The organism is Apibacter sp. B2912, from assembly GCF_009827835.1.
Lineage (GTDB): Bacteria > Bacteroidota > Bacteroidia > Flavobacteriales > Weeksellaceae > Apibacter.
This window is the reverse complement of the sequence record NZ_WINV01000002.1, coordinates 486979-506409: the sequence shown is the minus strand read 5'-3', so window position 1 is coordinate 506409 and position 19431 is coordinate 486979. Positions and strand designations below refer to the sequence as shown.

The 19431-nt window shown below is 33.5% G+C and carries 23 protein-coding genes; 22 read left to right on the top strand and 1 reads right to left on the bottom strand.

The window, feature by feature from the left end:
- Positions 1–194: 194 nt before the first annotated feature.
- The 22 genes from GFV01_RS05550 (at position 195) to GFV01_RS10275 (ending at position 18494) form a co-directional block, all read left to right on the top strand.
- Entirely contained in the window at positions 195–584 is a 390-nt protein-coding gene (locus GFV01_RS05550; protein WP_105297385.1) for an Rrf2 family transcriptional regulator, read from the top strand.
- A gap of 48 nt (positions 585–632) precedes the next feature.
- Positions 633–2108: a nitrate/nitrite transporter gene (locus GFV01_RS05545; RefSeq protein WP_160542295.1), complete on the top strand. Its 1476-nt coding sequence runs from the start codon at positions 633–635 to the stop codon at positions 2106–2108.
- A 34-nt stretch (positions 2109–2142) separates the two neighbouring features.
- Entirely contained in the window at positions 2143–3498 is a 1356-nt protein-coding gene (locus GFV01_RS05540) for an MFS transporter (protein ID WP_105297387.1), read from the top strand.
- Between the two features lie 16 nt (positions 3499–3514).
- Entirely contained in the window at positions 3515–4570 is a 1056-nt protein-coding gene (locus GFV01_RS05535; protein WP_160565455.1) for a respiratory nitrate reductase subunit gamma, read from the top strand.
- Between the two features lie 47 nt (positions 4571–4617).
- The gene (locus GFV01_RS05530; RefSeq protein ID WP_160542292.1) at positions 4618–6840 is read left to right on the top strand and encodes a molybdopterin oxidoreductase family protein; all 2223 of its coding nucleotides are present in this window, start codon (positions 4618–4620) and stop codon (positions 6838–6840) included.
- Between the two features lie 10 nt (positions 6841–6850).
- Positions 6851–7420 carry a 4Fe-4S dicluster domain-containing protein gene (locus GFV01_RS05525; RefSeq protein WP_105297390.1) on the top strand — a complete coding sequence of 190 codons (570 nt, stop codon included), beginning with the start codon at positions 6851–6853 and terminating at the stop codon, positions 7418–7420.
- A 14-nt stretch (positions 7421–7434) separates the two neighbouring features.
- Complete coding sequence (locus GFV01_RS05520) at positions 7435–7941, top strand: Rieske (2Fe-2S) protein (RefSeq protein WP_105297391.1); 507 nt, start codon at positions 7435–7437, stop codon at positions 7939–7941.
- Positions 7942–7945: 4 nt separating this feature from the next.
- Complete coding sequence (locus GFV01_RS05515) at positions 7946–8218, top strand: hypothetical protein (protein ID WP_105297392.1); 273 nt, start codon at positions 7946–7948, stop codon at positions 8216–8218.
- The gene (gene moaA, locus GFV01_RS05510; protein ID WP_160565453.1) at positions 8211–9194 is read left to right on the top strand and encodes a GTP 3',8-cyclase MoaA; all 984 of its coding nucleotides are present in this window, start codon (positions 8211–8213) and stop codon (positions 9192–9194) included. Before GFV01_RS05515 ends, moaA begins: the two co-directional genes overlap by 8 nt.
- Positions 9195–9232: 38 nt before the next feature.
- On the top strand, positions 9233–10426 hold the full coding sequence (locus GFV01_RS05505; RefSeq protein WP_160565451.1) for a molybdopterin molybdotransferase MoeA: 1194 nt from the start codon (positions 9233–9235) through the stop codon (positions 10424–10426).
- On the top strand, positions 10414–10737 hold the full coding sequence (locus tag GFV01_RS05500) for a winged helix-turn-helix domain-containing protein (RefSeq protein ID WP_160565449.1): 324 nt from the start codon (positions 10414–10416) through the stop codon (positions 10735–10737). The genes GFV01_RS05505 and GFV01_RS05500 overlap by 13 nt, the downstream gene beginning before the upstream one ends.
- A gap of 2 nt (positions 10738–10739) precedes the next feature.
- Complete coding sequence (locus GFV01_RS05495) at positions 10740–11306, top strand: molybdenum cofactor guanylyltransferase (RefSeq protein ID WP_160565447.1); 567 nt, start codon at positions 10740–10742, stop codon at positions 11304–11306.
- Complete coding sequence (locus GFV01_RS05490; RefSeq protein WP_160556462.1) at positions 11303–11533, top strand: MoaD/ThiS family protein; 231 nt, start codon at positions 11303–11305, stop codon at positions 11531–11533. The genes GFV01_RS05495 and GFV01_RS05490 overlap by 4 nt, the downstream gene beginning before the upstream one ends.
- 20 nt (positions 11534–11553) lie before the next feature.
- Positions 11554–12639, top strand: a complete 1086-nt coding sequence (gene moeB / locus GFV01_RS05485; RefSeq protein ID WP_160565445.1) for a HesA/MoeB/ThiF family protein — start codon at positions 11554–11556, stop codon at positions 12637–12639.
- A gap of 12 nt (positions 12640–12651) precedes the next feature.
- Positions 12652–13089, top strand: a complete 438-nt coding sequence (locus GFV01_RS05480) for a molybdenum cofactor biosynthesis protein MoaE (RefSeq protein WP_105297399.1) — start codon at positions 12652–12654, stop codon at positions 13087–13089.
- A 4-nt stretch (positions 13090–13093) separates the two neighbouring features.
- On the top strand, positions 13094–13783 hold the full coding sequence (locus GFV01_RS05475; protein WP_160565443.1) for an MOSC domain-containing protein: 690 nt from the start codon (positions 13094–13096) through the stop codon (positions 13781–13783).
- A gap of 31 nt (positions 13784–13814) precedes the next feature.
- Complete coding sequence (locus GFV01_RS05470; RefSeq protein WP_160556468.1) at positions 13815–15074, top strand: alginate export family protein; 1260 nt, start codon at positions 13815–13817, stop codon at positions 15072–15074.
- A gap of 17 nt (positions 15075–15091) precedes the next feature.
- Positions 15092–16000 (top strand): bifunctional molybdenum cofactor biosynthesis protein MoaC/MoaB, encoded by a 909-nt coding sequence (moaCB, locus tag GFV01_RS05465; RefSeq protein ID WP_160556470.1) that lies wholly within the window; start codon positions 15092–15094, stop codon positions 15998–16000.
- A gap of 15 nt (positions 16001–16015) precedes the next feature.
- Positions 16016–16780, top strand: coding sequence for a molybdate ABC transporter substrate-binding protein (gene modA, locus GFV01_RS05460; RefSeq protein ID WP_105297402.1), 765 nt, complete (start codon positions 16016–16018; stop codon positions 16778–16780).
- Between the two features lie 4 nt (positions 16781–16784).
- The gene (gene modB, locus GFV01_RS05455) at positions 16785–17462 is read left to right on the top strand and encodes a molybdate ABC transporter permease subunit (protein WP_160565441.1); all 678 of its coding nucleotides are present in this window, start codon (positions 16785–16787) and stop codon (positions 17460–17462) included.
- Positions 17463–17470: 8 nt separating this feature from the next.
- Complete coding sequence (locus tag GFV01_RS05450) at positions 17471–18127, top strand: ATP-binding cassette domain-containing protein (protein WP_160565439.1); 657 nt, start codon at positions 17471–17473, stop codon at positions 18125–18127.
- 154 nt (positions 18128–18281) lie between these two features.
- Entirely contained in the window at positions 18282–18494 is a 213-nt protein-coding gene (locus GFV01_RS10275; protein WP_160556474.1) for a hypothetical protein, read from the top strand.
- 149 nt (positions 18495–18643) lie between these two features.
- On the opposite strand, the gene GFV01_RS05440 is transcribed toward GFV01_RS10275, so the two are convergent.
- On the bottom strand, positions 18644–19426 hold the full coding sequence (locus GFV01_RS05440; RefSeq protein WP_160565437.1) for a GIY-YIG nuclease family protein: 783 nt from the start codon (positions 19424–19426) through the stop codon (positions 18644–18646).
- Between the last annotated feature and the right edge of the window lie 5 nt (positions 19427–19431).

Sequence of the window (19431 nt, the reverse complement as noted above, 5' to 3'; positions counted from 1 at the left end):
AAAACATTAATACATATATCTTAAAAAAACATAATAAAATTAAATGGTATATTAAGTTAATAAATTGAAAATGAATCAGTTATTTATAATCTTTTTAAATATTGAAGATAATAGGATATAAAAGTCTTATTATAATTTTTAAATTTGTATATTTGTAGAAATAAAACTATGTTTAATTTCTGCATTAGAAAATAATGTTTTCAAAAACAAGTGAATACGCAATTAAAATTATGATATATCTAAGTGCTAACAGTACAGTAGATAATTTGCGTCAAGTCAAAGAGGTAAGTGAAGCATTAGGCACTCCCGGGCCATTTACTGCTAAAATTTTGCAGCAATTGGTTAAAGCGGGTTTATTGTTTTCAATGAAAGGTAAAAATGGCGGGTTCACTTTAAGCAGAGAACTGGGTGAAATCAAGATTTCTGATATAGTTATAGCAGTTGATGGAGAAAAATCTATAAATCGATGCCTTTTAGGTTTAAAAGATTGTTCTTCAGAAAACCCTTGTCCTTTACATCATAAATTTTATAAAATTAAAGACGATTTTAAAAAATATGTTTTGGATTCAACCTTAGAAGTCTAACAATTAACTATTATACAACTATTAACTATTATTAAACTACTTTATTAAATGAGCACTAAATTACTTCAATCTCACAAAATACTTTTTTTAAATACATTAGCCTTTACGGTTTGCTTTGCCTGTTGGACACTCAATGGTGTTTTAGTAACTTACTTAGTAGATAAAGGCATATTTGATTTTTCAGTGGTAGAAACGGGATGGCTATTGGGAATTCCTGTTTTAACAGGGTCACTTTTACGACTACCTATCGGAATTTTAACGGATAAATTCGGCGGTAAATATGTATTTGCAGGTTTACTTCTGTTTTGTTCCATTCCTTTATTTTTACTGCCTATGGCCAAATCCTTTTGGGTATTTGCTTTATTAAGTTTTTTATTTGGATTTGTCGGAACAAGCTTTGCTATAGGAGTAGGGTATACCTCTGTTTGGTATCCTAAAGAATGGCAAGGAAGAGCCCTGGGAATTTTTGGAATGGGAAATGCCGGAGCAGCTTTAACCACTTTTTTTGCGCCGACTCTTTTAAACTATTTTTCAAAGAATGATCCCGATAACGGATGGAAAATGCTTCCGATAACTTATGCAACAGTGTTGTTGGTTATAGGGATTTTATTCCTACTATTTGCCAAAAATAAAAAACCTGCCGGAAATGCTAGAAATTTGAATCAAATGTTATCTCCATTAAAAAAAGGGAGAGTATGGCGTTTCGGTTTGTATTATTTATTAGTATTCGGTTTTTTTGTAGCTTATTCTCAATGGTTGGTTCCCAATTTCATGAACGTTTACGGAACGTCTCTAGTGGTAGCAGGAATGTTTGCTTCTTACTTTAGTCTTCCTTCAGGAGTAATAAGAGCCTTTGGGGGATATCTTTCAGATAAATTTGGAGCAAGGAAAGTTATGTATTGGGTATTAGGCTCTTCTGTCGCATTAAGTTTCTTATTAATGTTCCCTAAAATGGATATTTATACGGATGGACAAGGAGTTTCTGCAGCCAAAAAAGGAATAGTAACTAAAGTTACGGCAAATAGCGTAACTGTTGATACTAAAGAATATGTAATTAAAGAAAAAGAAGATAGAGCAGATAAGAAAAAAGATATATTTCCAACTAAAGAATCTTGGCAAGAAATTGTTGTAAAAGAAAACCAGCAGGTTAATAAAAAGGATTTATTAGCCAAAGGAATTACTGAAATCAGTTTTGATGCAAATATGTGGGTTTATTTAGTATTGGTAATATGTATAGGAATTTCTTGGGGAATAGGAAAAGCAGCAGTTTACAAACATATACCTGAATATTTTCCTAATGAAGTTGGAGTTGTAGGAGGTATGGTAGGCCTTATCGGTGGACTGGGAGGATTCATCGGACCAATTATTTTTGGATATTTTCTTAATTATACAGGATTGTGGACCAGTTCTTGGATATTAATATTTATTATTTCATTAACCTGTCTAATTTGTATGCACAGAGTTATATTAAAAATGACTCGTGAGAAAATGCCTGAAATTTATAATGATATAGAAAAAAAATAAAAGAATCAAATTATAACTTAAAATAAATTCAAATATGGGTACATGGCTAAAAGAATGGAAGCCTGAAGACAATAATTTTTGGGAATCTACAGGTAAGAAAATAGCTTGGAGAACATTAACAATAACTACAATATCCCTAACATTATCATTTATCGTATGGTATTTAATGAGTGGTATTGTAACTAAACTTCCGGGTATAGGTTTTAACTTTACTGAAAAAGAGCTATTCTGGTTAGCTTCACTTCCCGGATTAGCAGCCGGAACTTTACGTATTGTCCATACTTTCTTAATCCCAATTTACGGGACAAGACATACCGTTACATTTTCTACCTTAATAAAATTAATACCGGTAATCGGTATAGCTTTAGCAGTAATGAATCCCGAAACTCCATTTTGGGTATTTGCTGTATTGGCTTTTACAATGGGATTCGGAGGTGGAGACTTTTCATCTTTTATGCCTTCAACCAATATGTTTTTCCCGGCTCGTTTAAAAGGAACAGCTTTAGGAGTTCAAGCAGGTATTGGTAATTTTGGAGTAAGTATCGTACAATTTTTAACTCCGGCTTTACTGGGAGTAGCCATTGTAGGAGCTCCGGAAATTTTAAAAACTACTGATCCAATTACTCATGAAGTAACGACCAAACCGATTTATCTACAAAGCCCGGCTTTAATATATGCACCGATACTAATAATAATGACTTTAGTTTGTTGGTTTGGCTTACGAAGCATCCCTTTAAAATCATCTTTTAAAGAACAATTAGGCATTTTCAAAATCAAACATACTTGGTTTTGTACAATTACCTATTTTATGACATTCGGTACTTTCTCCGGACTTGCAGCAGCATTTCCGTTAATGATAAAATCATTATATGGAGACTTTCCGGGAGCTCCGGACCCGTTAAAATATGCATTTTATGGTCCATTAATCGGTTCTGCTAGTAGAGTAGCTTTTGGATTCGTTGCAGATAAAGTAGGAGGAGCCGTATTAACAACAATTACAGGTCTAGGATTTGCCGGTTGTATTGCAGTTATGATTACTATGGGATTGGTAGCACCAACTTCCATAGATCAATTTCCTTTATTCTTAGCTATGATGTTAACCATATTCTTTTTCTCAGGAATGGGAAATGCGGGAACTTTCAGACAATTTCCTATCATTTTCAAAGATAACCCGGTACATTCTGCTGGAGTAATAGGATGGACAGCAGCTATCGCAGCCTACGGACCGTTTATATTTTCAATGATTATTGGAGCTGAATTACAATCATCTAAAGCTTCAGGATTGAAAAGTGTAAATTCTTTTTTCTGGGGAATACTTATATTTTCACTTTTAGCAACTGCTATAAATTGGTATTACTATCAAAGAAAAGGAGCTGAAAGACCAAGCTAAATAAATCATAAAAATTATGTTTAAATCATTTAGTACACTTAATAAACCGGCATTGTTAAAAGCAACTATTGCTACACTCTTAATTATTGCCTTAGTTTTTATAGGTTCGCGCAATCTTCAAAATTTTGACGCCGCATTAATAGCCTATTTATTTGGAGCTGTCTTTTGTGTATTTGGAGTAACCTATCGGTATTCCATTTGGCTGCAACGTCCGCCAACTAAAATGTATTGGAGACGTTCTTGGCAGTTTTTTTTCAGTAAGCATTTTATCGCTTATGCAATAAGAGGGCTTAAATTATTTTGTCAAAATATACTTTTTCAAAAATTTATATACCCTAGAGGTAGAACCCGATGGATAGGACATTTTATGTTAGCCACCGGTTGTTTGATCGCATTTTGTATAACCTTTCCGTTAACTTTCGGTTGGATACATTTTACCTTAGAATCAGGTTCAATGTCCACCTATGAAGCTCATATGTTTGGTTTTAAAGTAATGGATTTTCAATTAGGATCTTTCTTTGCTTTTTTAGTATTTCATGCTTTGGTTTGGTGTTCTATATTAGTTATCATCGGTTCAATTATGATGATGAAAAGAAGGCTTACCAACGGAGGCTTAATAGCTACGCAAACATTTGACGGAGATTGGTTACCGCTACTTTTGTTGATAGCCATATCATTAACAGGAATAGGAATTGTTTTCGACTATACCTATTTGGACGGAAAAACCAATCAATTCATGTCAGTTTCTCACGCGGTTACTGTGATATTATTTTTAGTATGGATGCCGTTTGGAAAATTTTTCCACATATTTCAACGTCCGGCGCAACTAGGTGCCAATATATATAAAACAGAAGGTATAAGACAAGGTATGGCGGTATGTCCTCACACCAAAGAGGAATTTGCTACCAAAATGCACGTTAATGACCTTAAAACTGTTACCAAAGAATTGGGATTTGACTTTACCTTAGAAGACGGTAGCAGTCATTTAGATTATAGCCCGGAAGGAAAACGATCTGCCCTTGCAATCGCTCACTTCAAAGCTAGAAAAGAATCCGGTAGTTTCTTCGGATAATAAAATAGAAACTATAGTAATTAAAAAGATAAAATAAAATTAATTATATGGCTAAATTACCTGTAGATGGAGATAAAATTATAGAGCAATTTGGACCTCATAAAAATTATACACCTAAAGAAGGTTTCAAAGGAATTTCAGATCCGGATAAACTTGTAAAAACACATTGTTGTTTTTGCGGAATGCAATGTGGTATTCAGCTAAAAGTAAAAGATAATAAAGTAATCGGATTCGAACCTTGGAAAGAGTTTCCTTTTAATGAAGGAAGACTTTGTCCAAAAGGAGTTCAGCGTTATCTACAAGATAATCATCCGGATCGATTACTTCATCCGATGCAAAGGGTTGAAAACGAAGGTTTTAAGCCTATTTCTTGGGATGATTCATTTGACAAGATAATTTCAGAAATTCATAGAATTCAAGGGCAATATGGAAACAATGCCTTTGCTATGCTTTCAGGAGTTTCACTAACCAATGAAAAGAGTTACATGATCGGTAAATTTGCTCGTGTAGCTTTAAAAACAGCTAATTTGGACTACAACGGAAGACTTTGTATGGTTAGTGCCGGTGCAGGTAATAAAAAAGCATTCGGAATGGACCGATCTTCCAACAGTTGGGCAGATTTAAAACATGCGGAAGTTATCATGGTAGCCGGAGCAAATGTGAGTGAAACGTTTCCTACTTTAACTTATCGACTTTGGGAAGCCAGAGATAACGGTGCAAAGTTAGTGGTAGTCGATCCAAGAGTAACTCCGTTTGCCAGAACTGCAGACTTACATTTAGATTTACGTCCGGGTACAGACTCTGCTTTATACGGAGCTATACTTAAAATCTTATTTGACAACGATTGGGTAGACCATGAATTTATTGAAAAACACACTTCAGGTTTAGAAGAAACCTTACAGTCAATTCAAGATCATACGGTTGAATGGGCTGAAGAGGTAACCGGTGTTTCAGCAGATAAAATACGCAAAGCAGCCGAGATATGGGGTAAAGCCAAAACCAGCTTTTTATTACATGCCAGAGGAATCGAGCAACATTCCAAAGGGGTAGATAATGTAGTTGGATGCATTAATTTAGTGTTGGCAACCGGAAGACTTGGAAAGCCTTATTGTGGTTATGGTACCATAACAGGTCAAGGAAACGGACAAGGAGGTAGAGAGCACGGACACAAATGTGATCAACTTCCCGGAAACAGAGATATAGAAAATCCTGAAGACAGAAAAGTAGTTTCCGAAATATGGGGAATCGATGAAAAAGATTTACCGCACAAAGGATACAGTGCTTGGGAAATTATTGAGGCAATCCATAGAGGAGAAATCAAAGGACTTATATCCATTTGCTTTAATCCTTTAGTTTCTTTACCTAATAATAATTACGTACGTTCTGCCTTAGAAAAATTAGAATTCTATGTAGCTATAGACTTCTTTTTAAGTGAAACCGCACGTTATGCCGATTTAGTTTTGGCAGGATCCCTGCAGGAAGAAGAAGAAGGTACGGTTACCACAGCAGAAGGAAGGGTAGTTCGTGTGCGTCAATGTGTAACTCCTCCGGGAGATGCCAGAACCGATACCAGTATTATTTTGGAATTAGCCAGAAGGTTAGGAGTAGAATCTTATTTCCCGTATAAAAACAGCGAAGAAATTTTCAATGAATTGAGAATAGCTTCCAGAAACAGTAGAGCTGATTATTATGGAATAACTTACGATCGAATTGAAAAAGAAATGGGAGTTTTTTGGCCTTGTCCCGAAATAGGACATCCGGGTACTCCTAGGCTTTGGGAAGATTATAAATTTAAAACACCTGATGGAAAAGCACATTTCAATCCGGCCCCTTATCGCTTATCTTCAGAAATGACCGATGAAGAATATCCGATTATTTTAACTACAGGACGGGTTGTTTCTCAATATCTAAGCGGTACGCAAACCAGAAGGATCGGAAAATTGGTAGACCAATATCCTGAACCTTTATTAGAAATACATCCTAATCTTGCACAAAAATACGGTATACAAGATAGTGATTTAATTCGAGTAGTAACTCGAAGAGGAGAAATGATAGTTCCTGCCAATGTTGTAGAAACCATCAGAGAAGATACCGTATTTATACCGTATCACTGGGGAGGAAAACATTCGGTGAATCAATTAACAATATCAACTTTAGATGCTGTTTCCAAAATGCCCGAATTTAAAGTATGTGCATGTAAATTAATTAATACAGGTAAAAAATTATCAAAAGAAGAAGAATCCAAAGCATTCCAAAGTTCAATTGGATAAATTAGAAAATATGGTAAGTACAGAATATAATAAAAATGTAGGCTTTTTCGTGGACATGCAAAGGTGCATTGGATGTCATGCATGTGAAATGGCGTGTGCTGAATGTGAAACTAACGGACAGGACAGTATGATCAATATCCATTATGTTGATCGTAAACATACCATACAAACCACTGTACAGGTTTGTATGCATTGCGATGATCCCGTTTGTGCTAATGTTTGTCCGGCTGATGCCATAACCAAAGATACTTTCGGTGTGGTACATTCAGCGAATACTTCCCGTTGTATCGGATGTTCTAACTGCGTAATGGCTTGTCCATTTGGAGTACCTAAAAAAATGGAAGAAGCAGAACTAATGATGAAATGTAATATGTGTTACGACCGTACCAGTGCAGGACTAAAACCTATGTGCGCAACCGTTTGTCCAAGTGGAGCACTATTCTATGGAACTTTAGAAGAAATAGAAGCAAAACGTCCGAACAGTACACCGGTGAATAAGTTTATTTTTGGTAAACAAGAAGTAGTTACCAAAGTAAATATTATGATGCCTAAAGGAAGTACCGAGTTAAAAGTTCACTAATAATATTGAAGAAAATGTCAAAAAAAGATAAAGAGAAACCCATTTGGAAAACAGATTTTCCTATAAAGCAGGATGAAGCAACGCATGTTTCAAGAAGAGAATTTGCAAAGTTTTTATGCCTACTATCCGGTGGATTGGCTATAGGAAACGGTGCAATAGCTGCTAAATCTTTATTATTTCCTAAAAAAAGGCTGGATGAAGAATATTTTGTTTGTAATTCAACAGAAGTTCCTATTGGAAAGATGAAAGCCTTTGTAATTAATGAAAACCATAAAGTACCCTATATTCTTATACATTTAGGTGAAGATAAATGGAGATGTTTTGAACAAAAATGCACTCATTTATCTTGTGCGGTATTATATGATCACGATCAAAATAAAATCGTTTGTCCTTGTCATAAAGGGTTTTTTAATCCTGAAACAGGAGAAGTACTGCAAGGTCCGCCGCCAAGACCCTTACCACAACTGTCTGTTGTAATAAGAGATGGAAAAGTATACGTAACAGATAAAGATAAAGCCTAAGAATATGAATAATTTCAAAGAAGTTCAAAATTCAGCAAATTCAAATAAAATTAATACATTAATGTCTGCAATTATTGTTATATTAATATTAATTTTAACCTTGCAGGTATGGATGATGTATGGAGCATTGAACAATGCGTTAGATGATAACCAGGCGTTTGCATGGGCAACATTTGGAGGTTCGGTTTTTCTTTTCTTCTCGGCTGTCTTTTTACTAAGATATTTACCGGAACCACCTAAAAATCTAAAAAAAGATCCGAATAATAAATATGAATAAACTAGTTGATAGTTATAATCGAATTCATAATTATTTGAGAATTTCTCTTACAGACAGTTGTAATTTCCGTTGTATTTACTGCATGCCCAATGAAAAAATGCAGTGTTTGCCTTACGGAAAATTAATGAGTCCGGATGAAATTTTCAGCATAGCTAAAACGTTTACTAAATATCAAATAAATAAAATACGTCTTACCGGAGGAGAACCTTTGGTAAGACGTGATTTTGAAGAAATAGTTAAAAGGTTGTCTACTTTACCGGTAGAATTGAATTTAACAACCAACGGGGTGCTTTTACATAAGTATGCGGATTTATTAAAAGAGATAGGATTGCATACAGTAAATATCAGCATTGACAGTTTACAAGAAGAAAAATTTAAATTCCTTACAAAGCGTAATGCATTCTCTCAAGTTTGGAATAATATTTTACTTTTCGTAAACCGAGGTTTTCAGGTTAAGCTCAACACAGTACTAATGAAAAATGTTAATGATGACGAAATAAAAGATTTCATCTTATTAACCAAAAATTTTCCAATACAAGTTCGTTTTATAGAATTTATGCCCTTTAATGGAAATCAATGGGAAAAAAATAAGGTAATTACTATGGACGAAATGTTGGATGAAATAGATTCTCATTTTATTTATGAGAAAATTCAGGATCACAACCACGATACAACCAAAAAATTCAAAGTTAAAGGTTATGAAGGAACTTTTGCCTTTATAACAACCATGAGTCAACCTTTTTGTCAAGGATGTAATAGAATGAGAATTACCGCTGACGGAAAGATGAAAAATTGTCTCTTTGGAAAAGATGAATTTGATATTTTAGGAACCTTACGAAAAGGAGAAGATATTGAACCGCTCATACAATCCTTTCTAAAAAACAAACATAAAAAAATGGGAGGTCAATTTGAAAATTTTGTAAAATTAAACCCCGAATATCTTAAAAACAGGAGTATGATTAAAATTGGCGGTTAACTTTTCTTTTCGATATGCTAAAAAAAACCTATTGAAACATGAATGAATTTATAACAGTATCTGAAGCGAGAACCCTTATTTCTAACGAAATACGTACTATATGTCCCATTCGTGAGAAGAATTTGAGCGATTCTTTGCATTCGTATATAGCTAAACCGATATATGCACCCATAGACGTACCGAATTTTACCAATTCAGCGATGGACGGATACGCTTTTTGTTATCAAGATTGGATGGATAAAAATGAAATAACGGTTAAATACGTCATACAAGCGGGACAAACTGAATTGCCAACTCTAAAGAGAGGAGAAGCAGCTCGAATATTTACCGGAGCAATGATTCCGATCGGCGCAGATATAGTAGTCATGCAAGAAAAAGCAGCCGTTGAAAATAATAAATTACTAGTTCAAAAAGGAGAATTTCAAGAAGGAGATAATATACGCCCCCAAGGTTCTCAGACAAAAATGGGAGAATTAGTGGCAGCCGAAAACACATTGATCACGCCGGGCGTAATAGGTATGTTAGCAGGTTTTGGAATTGAAAAGGTACACGTTTTTTCCTCACCTAAAATTGGTATTATCGTTACAGGGAATGAATTAGTTACGGCAGGAACCCCTTTGAAAAAAGGACAAATATATGAGAGCAACTCTATTACGTTGCAATCTGCTTTAAAAGAAATGGATATTTCAGTTGAATTTATAGTAAAAGTTTCTGATGATAAAGAAAAAACATTTCATGAAATCCAAACAAGAATACCGGAAGTTGATGTATTATTGCTTACAGGAGGTATTTCTGTAGGAGATTATGATTATGTAAAAGAAAGCTTAGAAAGAGCAGAGATACATCAACTTTTTTATAAAATTCAGCAAAAACCGGGTAAACCTCTGTATTTTGGTAAAAAAGAACAACATTATGTATTTGCCTTACCCGGTAATCCCGCATCCGTTTTAACGTGTTTTTATCAATATGTTCGTCCTTTCTTAAAAGGATTGAAAGGAGAAAATCATATTTTCAATTCCTATGAAGATGCCCAGTTGCTAAACGACTTTAACAAAAAAAATAAACTCACTAATTTTTTAAAAGGGTATTTAGAAAATGGAGAGGTAAGCATAACATCCTCTCAAGAATCTTATAAAATGAATTCATTCAGTAACGCGAATTGTGTAGTGGAAATATCGGGAGAGGAAAGAATGATCCGTCAAGGGGAAAAAGTTACAGTATGGAGAATTTAAAAATAGAAGGATATATTTGGTTAGAAACTACTCACGGCTTAAAAATAGGCAGGGGACGGGCCGAATTATTGAACAGTATTGAGGAAACCGGTTCTATAGCCGCAGCCGCCAGAGAAATCGGTATACCTTATAGAAAAGCATGGGGAATGATAAGAGAAATGAACGAATATTCCAATACACCGCTGGTTTTTAAAAATCTGGGAGGTAAAAATGGGGGAGGTGCTTTCTTGACTAAAGAAGGGAAAAAAATTGTGGAAGAATATAAAAAAATAAACGGACAGTTTAATTTGTTTAAAACCAAAACTTTATAACAATGGAAGCTTATATCCTTGCAGGCGGAAAAAGTACTCGCATGGGAGAAGATAAAGGTTTGAAAAAACTAAACGGAATTCCTATAATACAATACAGCATTGAAGTTTTATCCCAATGTTTTCCATCGGTTAAAATTAATACGGATAAAGAAGAATATAAGCAATTCGGTTTAGAATTGGTTGCAGATAAGATTAAAAATAAAGGACCATTGGGAGGAATTCATGCAGCATTAGATCACTCAAAAAAAGATGTATTTGTTGTAAGTTGTGATATGCCTTTTATTACCCCCGAAGCAATTAATTATCTAGTTAACAACCTCAGTACTAATTTAGCCACCATAGCAAGTTATAGCGGAAGAATTCAACCATTGTTTGGAATATATACCTATGATGCACTACAATTTATAGAAGATAAACTAGCCCATAACCAATTAAAATTAAAGGAATTTATTATAGAATCCGAATCTAAAGTAATCGACCTAACTGAGATAATTAAAAAAGATATCTTTTCAAATATAAATACCCAAGAAGAATTTAAGAAAATCGAAAAAAATTTTAAAACAATATGAATATTAAAATTTTCGGGAAATTAACCGATATTTTTCAGAATGAAAAATATCAACTTAATGATAAAGTTAATACTGTTTCAGAGCTTAAAGAAATATTGGAAACTTATTTTCCTGAATTAAAATCTTTAAATTATTTGATTATTGTTAATAACCAAAATGCAAAAGAAACAGACCCGATACCGGAAGGTGCAGAAATAGCTTTACTTCCGCCATATTCCGGAGGATAAAAATTTAATTTAATCAATCGATGGATTTTAAAAGATATAACAGACAAATAATTTTGTCCGGATTTGGTATGGAAGCCCAGAATAAACTTTGTAAGTCTCGTGTATTGGTGGTGGGAGCAGGAGGATTGGGTTGCCCCGTGCTTCAATATTTAACTTCAGCTGGAGTTGGACAATTGGGAATTGTTGATTATGATACTGTTGAATTAACCAATTTACATAGACAAATTTTATTCAAAGAAGGCGATATAGGAAAGTTTAAATCGGAAGCAGCAAAAGAAAGGCTTGAAGAAATGAACTCAACTATTAAAATTAACTCCTTCACGGAAAAGGTTATTTCAAAAAACGTATGTAAACTTATAGATTCCTATGAAATCGTTGTAGATTGTACAGACAATTTTCAGGTACGGTACCTTCTTAATGATATTTGTACCTTAAAAAATATTCCCTTAGTATATGGAGCCATTTACCAATATGAAGGTCAAGTTTCTGTATTCAATGTGGAAAAAGATAAAATGAAAACCAATTATAGAGATTTGTTTCCTGATCCACCCAAACCTTCAGAAGTTCCAACCTGCAATGAGACAGGAGTTTTGGGCACTCTGACGGGTATAATTGGTACTATACAAGCCCAAGAAGTTATAAAATTAATTACAGGTATCGGAGAACCTTTAGTACATAAATTAATGATATTTAACATCTTGTATTATAGTACTCGAATTATTAATTTTGCCGAGTCGGAAAAAAATTCAACTCCAAAAAATGAAGATGAATTTAAAGCAATCGATTATGAATGTAGTTGTGGAATTTTTTCATCCGAAAATGAAATTGAAAATCTTTCCCGGTTGGAAGAAGTACTTTCCAATGAAAAATCGATACTGGTTGATGTAAGAAATGAAAATGAACTACCCAAAATTTCCGGTTTCGATTATATACAAATTCCGTTGTCTGTGATTGAAGATAATATACCTATTATTGAAAAATATGACACAATTGTATTTGTTTGTAAAACGGGAATACGCAGCAGCCGAGCTGTCCAGATAGCCAAAGAATTGTTTCCCAATAAAGCTGTATGGCATATTCGAAACGGAATTGACACGATTTTTTAAATAGAAAATTATATGAAAAAAATATATCCATTTTTAGAGGGAGCTATACCCGCAGAATTTATTTCTGAAAGTATTCAAAGCCATACTCATAAAAAAGATATTGGAGGACATAGCATTTTTTTAGGACAAGTTAGAGCAGATATAGTTGAAGGAAAGGAAGTTGAAGGAATAGAATTTACCGCCTATCAAGAAATGGCCGTTGAAAAACTTTCACAACTACGGGAAGAAATATTTTCTAAATATGATTTGTTGTGCATGCATGTATATCATAGCCTCGGTTTGGTAAAAAAAGGCGGAATTTGTCTTTTTGTTTTTACATCATCTAAACATAGAAAACCTGCTATGCTGGCTTGTGACGAATTAGTTGAGAGAATAAAAAAAGAACTTCCCATTTGGGGTAAAGAAATATTTAGCGATAACAGCTACCAATGGAAAGAAAACAAACAATAAAACCATGAAAAAACCTTTAATTAGCTCTTTACATGCGGGTAAAATACAACGCTTAGCTAACACAGAATATCAAAGCGCCATTAACAAAAAAAAAGTTACCGATTCGCAAAAGGTATCCAAATTGGGATTAATTAATGATGAACAGAGTGATAAGATCAATCATGGAGGAGAAGAAAAAGCGGTACATCAATATGCCTTTGAAAATTATGAATATTGGAAAACGTCTTTGCCTGAACTTCCTTTATTAGAAAAATCAGGAGCATTCGGCGAAAATATTTCCTCATTAGGAATGACGGAAGAGATGGTCATGATCGGAGATATTTATAAAATCGGCAGCTGTGTGTTAGAAGTTAGTCAAGCCAGACAACCGTGTTGGAAATTAAACTATCATTTTCAATGCAGTGATATGTCGCTTAGAGTACAAGAAAGTTTAAAAACAGGATGGTATTATCGTGTATTGGAAGAAGGAAGTTTAAAAGAAGGAGATACTATTGAGCTAATAGATCGGCCATATCCCGAGTATAGTTTAACCTATTTATTAACTATTTTATATAAAAAAGAAAATTGTTTAGATAAGGAAATTTTAAACAAATTATTAAAGATAAAATCATTAGCACTAAGTTGGAAAAAAATATTTAGCAATCGTTTAGAAAATGGAACCATTGAAAATTGGGAAAAACGATTGTTTAAATAGAGAAAATTAATTATTAACTAAAATTAAATTTATGAAACACAAAAAAATTTGTTATTTGTTGTTTTTTAGTTTAGGGAGTTTAAGTCTCTTAACTGCACAGAAAATTAAAATTGACGGAGAACTGAGAACCAGAGGAGAATTAAGAAGTGGTTTTCGTAAGCCTTTGGCAGATTCTTTAGATGCTGCTTATGTGAATAATTTAAGGGTACGATTGGGTGCTACTTATTCTGAAAAAGATTATAAAGTTAAAATTACTTTACAAGATACGGAAACGTACGGATCAAATGGAATAAATAAAACCGGAAATAATTTAGGAGTATACGAAGCTTGGGCAGAATATTTCTTTACCCCTGAATTTTCAGGAGTTTTAGGACGTCAAATTTTAGAATATGACGACAAGCGTCTTTTTTCATCCGGTAATTGGAGCAATACCCCTAATGCACATGACCTTTTAAAATTAAAATACGAAACTTCTAAATTTAAAGCACATGTCGGAGGAGGTTGGAACAATGCGGCAGATGTCCTTTATGAATCTGTGTATGACAAAAGTTATAAATCATTATTCTATACTTGGTTATATAAACCAATTGGAAAATTTACAGCTTCTGCCATATGGGTTAATGAAGGATTCCAAAAAGGAGAAGTTCCTGAAGAAGTAAAAACTTCTATCTTTAGAAATACAGTAGGAGCTAACTTTGGATTAGATGATCGCAGCATTCCTTTTTCATTTTATGCAACCGGATATTACCAGTTTGGATATGATAGATCTGACAGTAAATTAGATGCTTCTTTATTAGCTTTGAAAACTAAGTATAGATTCTCCGATTTCATTTCAGCTAACGTAGGGGTTGATTATTATTCAGGTTCCAAATCCACGTTATCAAAATCTAAAGATCACACCTTTAATAAACTTTATGGTGCTAACCATTCTTTTAATGGATCTATGGAGTATTGGGCAACCTTACCTAAGCAAGGGTTACTTGATTTATACGGTGGAGTGTCTGTAAAAGCTAATTCAAAACTTAGTTTTGACGGAGGATTCCATACTTTTTCAACTGCTGAAAAAATGGATAACCGAAATAACAAAGGCATAGGATCTGAAATAGATTTATTGGCAGATTATACAGTTTCTCAAACATTATCTTTACAAGCAGGTTGGAGTACTTATATGAAAAACAAAGGAACAAGAATACTAAAAGATCAATTGGGGGTTGATACCAAGTTTCCACAATGGGCTTATATCATGATTACTTTCAAACCGGTATTCTTTTCAACCAAAGCAGAAAAATAATTTAAAAAAATAAAAAAGTGGTAAATATAACGCATAAAAGTAATTCTTTACGAAAAGCCATAGCTCAAGCGGTGGTTAAGGTGGGATCTCAACAAACTATTCAAACTATTAAGGATAACAAAGTTCCCAAAGGAAATATTTTTGAAATGGCAAAAGTTGCCGGATTATTTGCGGCAAAGAAAACAAGTGACATGATTCCTGATTGTCATCCGCTGCCCATAGAATATACTTCCATAACCTATGAAATGAAAGAGTTAGAGATTTATATTTATGCTGAAATACATACCATTTATAAGACAGGAGTTGAAGTGGAAGCTATGCATGCGGCATCGGTAGTTGCCCTAACGATGTATGATATGCTTAAACCCATTGATAAGAATGTCGAAATCCAACAAATTAAATTACTGGAAAAAAGAGGTGGAAAATCAGATAAAAGAAATTCATTTGATTTACCATTAACTGCATCCATATTGGTTTGTTCTGACAGCATTTCTAAGGGTGATAAAAAAGACCGTGCTGGTAAAGTAATTATGGAAAAACTTCAAACCATAGGAGTAGATGTTTCCGATTATGAAATTATTCCGGACGAAAAAGAGGATATACAAACCAAAATTAGAGAATATCACCGGAAAGGAGTAAATTTAATTTTAGTAACCGGCGGTACCGGATTATCTAAGAGGGATGTTACGCCTGAAGCGGTTCAACCTTTACTGGAAAGAGAAATTCCGGGAGTGGCTGAAGCGATAAGAAGCTATGGGCAAAATAGAACGCCTTTAGCCATGTTATCCAGAAGCATAGCCGGATTAATCGGAAATACCTTAGTAATTACTATGCCGGGTTCAACCAAAGGAGCAGAAGAATCTATGGATGCAGTTTTTCCTTCGATACTGCATATTTTCAAAATAATTGAAGGAGCACAACACTAAAAATTTTATATAATCATGAAACGTAAGCTAGTTTTTTTGCCGATATTACTATTTTTATTCGGCTTAATATCTTGTACAAAAGAACGTAAAGCTACTATTGCCGCTGCTGCTAATTTAAGATATGTACTGGAAGAAATTAAAGAACAATATCTTAAAGATTACCCGGGCGCAGATCTCCAAATTACTTATGGATCTTCAGGAACTCTAACCCAACAAATTATTAATGGAGCCCCTTTTGATCTCTTTATGTCTGCAGATACTAAATTTCCCGGCAAATTAGAAGATCGAGGGTTAACTTCTGCATCGGCAGTTAACTATTGTTACGGAAGAGTAGCCATGTGGAGTTCTACATTGAATTTATCGCAAGGATTGTCAGCCGTTTTGTTACCGGAAGTTAAAAAAATAGCCATTGCTAATCCGGACAATGCTCCCTATGGTTTAAATTCTGTTAATGCACTTAAAAAGGAGGATTTATACGATAAAATAAGTAAACGTATTGTATGGGGAGAAAATATTAATCAGACGGCTCAATATGCATTTTCAGGAAATGCAGAAATAGGGTTTATTGCTTTATCGCTGGCCTTAGCACCCGAAATGAAAAATAAGGGGCACTATTATGTATTACCGGAAGATATATGTCCACCGATAGCACAAGCTGCCGTACTTATAAACGGGTGGGAAAAAAACGGTGAAGCTTCTCGTTTCTTGGATTATATCATCAGTTCCAAATGTGACAATATTTGGAAAAAATACGGATACGGTTTAGCAAAAAAAGATTAATTAATTGAGCGAAGATTTTATAAACACTCTTTGGCTTACAGGTAAGTTGGCAACTCTATCAACCCTTTTCTTATTGTTTATAGGGTTGCCGGTTGCCTACCTGTTGGCATATACGCATTTCAAAATAAAACCCCTGGTAGAAGCTTTGATCTGTATGCCTTTAGTTCTTCCTCCCACGGTATTGGGTTATTATTTATTGGTGGCCTTTAGTCCTCAAAACATGCCGGGCGCTTTTTTAGAGAAACATTTTAATACCAGATTAGCTTTTACTTTTGAAGGCATAATTATAGCAAGTATTATAGCAGGTTTGCCCTTTATGATACAATCTATTCAAAATGGATTTTCTTCTCTTCCTGTAAGTTATAGAGAAGCCGCCTATACTTTAGGAAAATCCAAAACAACTACATTTTTCAAAGTTTTATTACCTAATATAAAGCCTTCTCTTATCACCGGTGTAGCATTAACTTTTGCGCATTGCATAGGAGAATTTGGAATTGTGTTAATGGTTGGAGGAAATATCCCCGGAGAAACTCGTATAGCTTCCATTGCCATATACGATCAGGTACAAGCATTAGATTATAAAACCGCAAATCAATATTCATTTATTTTATTTTTAATTTCATTTATATTGCTTACTCTCATTTATAGCATTAATAAAGGGTTTAAAATTAAAACTATATAATTTTCTTAATGATATATATTGATATTGAATATAGAATTTTAACCTCGGAAGGAAGTCGTATTCTATCTGTCCAAACTGAACTTCCCGAAAACCAATTAATATGTATTTCCGGGCCTTCGGGAATAGGAAAAACTACACTTCTTAGAATGATTGCCGGTTTAACAAAACCCGATCGGGGAATAATTCAAGTAGGAGATCGCATTTTCTACGATTCTTTAAATAACATAAATTTAAGTCCGCAAAAAAGAAACATAGGTTTTATGTTTCAAGATTATGCTTTATTTCCTAATATGACGGTGGAAGAAAATATATCTTTTGCACAAAATAAAGTAAAAGATAAAGCATGGGTGGATACTCTAATTAAGTCTTATGGATTAGATGCTTTACGAAATCAGAAACCTGATAAACTTTCAGGAGGACAAAAACAAAGAACAGCTCTTGCAAGAACTTTGGCTAAAAAAGCGGATCTATTACTTCTGGATGAACCTTTGTCTTCTGTAGATTCGACGATGAGGATAAAACTTCAAAACGAAATTTTAAAGACACATGCTGTTTTTGGTTCTACTACCTTAGTAGTTTCTCACGATCAAGACGAAGTTAACAAAATGGCTCAGTGTGTTTTATATATGGAATACGATCAAATTCGACTAATCAAGAATTCTTAGAATTATACTATATTTTATTTTATTTTATCTTTCTTGTATAAAATACATGTATTTTTATTAAAATTCGTATATTTTTTTAGAAATTTGTATCTTTGTGTGCACTAAATAAATTTTTCACAATATAATTGAAAAATTAAAACTAACTTCTAGATAAATGAAACTATTAATTTTTCTTTCTTCTTTGCCGGGATTTTTAACAATTACTTTTATTATTTTAAAACTTTTAAATATTATAGAATGGTCTTGGTTGATAGTTTTTTCGCCTTTATGGTTTACTTTTTTATCTAGTATGATTTTTATTTTATTATTAATTTTTCATGTAAAAATTTATAAAAGATATCTTGAAAATTTTTTTAAATTAAAATAATTATTAGGTAAAATAATATAACACTAAAAACGATTTATTAAACGTAAACAATTGTCTGTCTGTATTTAATAGAGGCAAAAAAGTACATTACCGGTATGGAAATAATTACTGATTGAAAACAAAATTATTAGGTTTGTAGTAAACATGTTTTATTTTTTTTTCAAATAACTTCTTAAAATTCTTCTCGCATCTTTGTTATCCGATTTAGGCATAATAAACGTTAACGGATCTTTTCGAGATCTTTTCGGGCAGAATCCGAATCCTTTATAAATTCCGTTTTCAATTAAAACTAATCCCTTTTCATCCTTTGTTCTTCCCGGAAGTTTTAATAATAAGGTTTCTTGTGGAAAAGAATTTTTTTCTAAATATTGATGCACACGCTTGTTATAATCATCTACGGGTTCTTCATTAACGCAGGCGCCTAAACACTCGTGTAGCGTATATTGGAAACATTGGGCTTTGGATTTATACAATCCGTTTATTTTTTGGCAAAGTTTATAAGTTTCCGTAATGCGGAATAAATCTTCTTTTCCTTGCTTTAAGCTCAAGTAAGAATTAATTTCCTGTGATCGGTTATCTATTTTTTTCAATTGTAAAGATATATACCCTTCTTGAGTTATTTCGGGATATAAACCATAATAAAAAATGTTGTGCCTTTGCGCTCTGTTATAAATAGGTTTATGGTTTTTTATTTCCTCAGATTCCATAAGCAGCGCAATTAATTCGCTTCCTGTAGGTTCATACCTGACCTTGGAAGCAAAGTTTTGTATTTTTACCGATTTGCGGTCGGTACAGGTAAAATGTTGGCTTAATCTTTTTTTGATATTATTGCTTTTTCCGATATAAATCAATCGTTCTTCATGGGTATAAATATAATATACTCCCGGAACGGTGGGTAAATCGGTAACCATCTTTTTTAAATCCTCACGCATATTCA

Bases quoted from the DNA above. Each gene is read 5' to 3' on its own strand.
- GFV01_RS05550 (WP_105297385.1), top strand. From the start codon at position 195: ATGTTTTCAAAAACAAGTGAATACGCAATTAAAATTATGATATATCTA.
- GFV01_RS05545 (WP_160542295.1), top strand. From the start codon at position 633: ATGAGCACTAAATTACTTCAATCTCACAAAATACTTTTTTTAAATACA.
- GFV01_RS05540 (WP_105297387.1), top strand. From the start codon at position 2,143: ATGGGTACATGGCTAAAAGAATGGAAGCCTGAAGACAATAATTTTTGG.
- GFV01_RS05535 (WP_160565455.1), top strand. From the start codon at position 3,515: ATGTTTAAATCATTTAGTACACTTAATAAACCGGCATTGTTAAAAGCA.
- GFV01_RS05530 (WP_160542292.1), top strand. From the start codon at position 4,618: ATGGCTAAATTACCTGTAGATGGAGATAAAATTATAGAGCAATTTGGA.
- GFV01_RS05525 (WP_105297390.1), top strand. From the start codon at position 6,851: ATGGTAAGTACAGAATATAATAAAAATGTAGGCTTTTTCGTGGACATG.
- GFV01_RS05520 (WP_105297391.1), top strand. From the start codon at position 7,435: ATGTCAAAAAAAGATAAAGAGAAACCCATTTGGAAAACAGATTTTCCT.
- GFV01_RS05515 (WP_105297392.1), top strand. From the start codon at position 7,946: ATGAATAATTTCAAAGAAGTTCAAAATTCAGCAAATTCAAATAAAATT.
- moaA (WP_160565453.1), top strand. From the start codon at position 8,211: ATGAATAAACTAGTTGATAGTTATAATCGAATTCATAATTATTTGAGA.
- GFV01_RS05505 (WP_160565451.1), top strand. From the start codon at position 9,233: ATGAATGAATTTATAACAGTATCTGAAGCGAGAACCCTTATTTCTAAC.
- GFV01_RS05500 (WP_160565449.1), top strand. From the start codon at position 10,414: ATGGAGAATTTAAAAATAGAAGGATATATTTGGTTAGAAACTACTCAC.
- GFV01_RS05495 (WP_160565447.1), top strand. From the start codon at position 10,740: ATGGAAGCTTATATCCTTGCAGGCGGAAAAAGTACTCGCATGGGAGAA.
- GFV01_RS05490 (WP_160556462.1), top strand. From the start codon at position 11,303: ATGAATATTAAAATTTTCGGGAAATTAACCGATATTTTTCAGAATGAA.
- moeB (WP_160565445.1), top strand. From the start codon at position 11,554: ATGGATTTTAAAAGATATAACAGACAAATAATTTTGTCCGGATTTGGT.
- GFV01_RS05480 (WP_105297399.1), top strand. From the start codon at position 12,652: ATGAAAAAAATATATCCATTTTTAGAGGGAGCTATACCCGCAGAATTT.
- GFV01_RS05475 (WP_160565443.1), top strand. From the start codon at position 13,094: ATGAAAAAACCTTTAATTAGCTCTTTACATGCGGGTAAAATACAACGC.
- GFV01_RS05470 (WP_160556468.1), top strand. From the start codon at position 13,815: ATGAAACACAAAAAAATTTGTTATTTGTTGTTTTTTAGTTTAGGGAGT.
- modA (WP_105297402.1), top strand. From the start codon at position 16,016: ATGAAACGTAAGCTAGTTTTTTTGCCGATATTACTATTTTTATTCGGC.
- GFV01_RS05450 (WP_160565439.1), top strand. From the start codon at position 17,471: ATGATATATATTGATATTGAATATAGAATTTTAACCTCGGAAGGAAGT.
- GFV01_RS10275 (WP_160556474.1), top strand. From the start codon at position 18,282: ATGAAACTATTAATTTTTCTTTCTTCTTTGCCGGGATTTTTAACAATT.
- GFV01_RS05440 (WP_160565437.1), bottom strand. From the start codon at position 19,426: ATGCGTGAGGATTTAAAAAAGATGGTTACCGATTTACCCACCGTTCCG.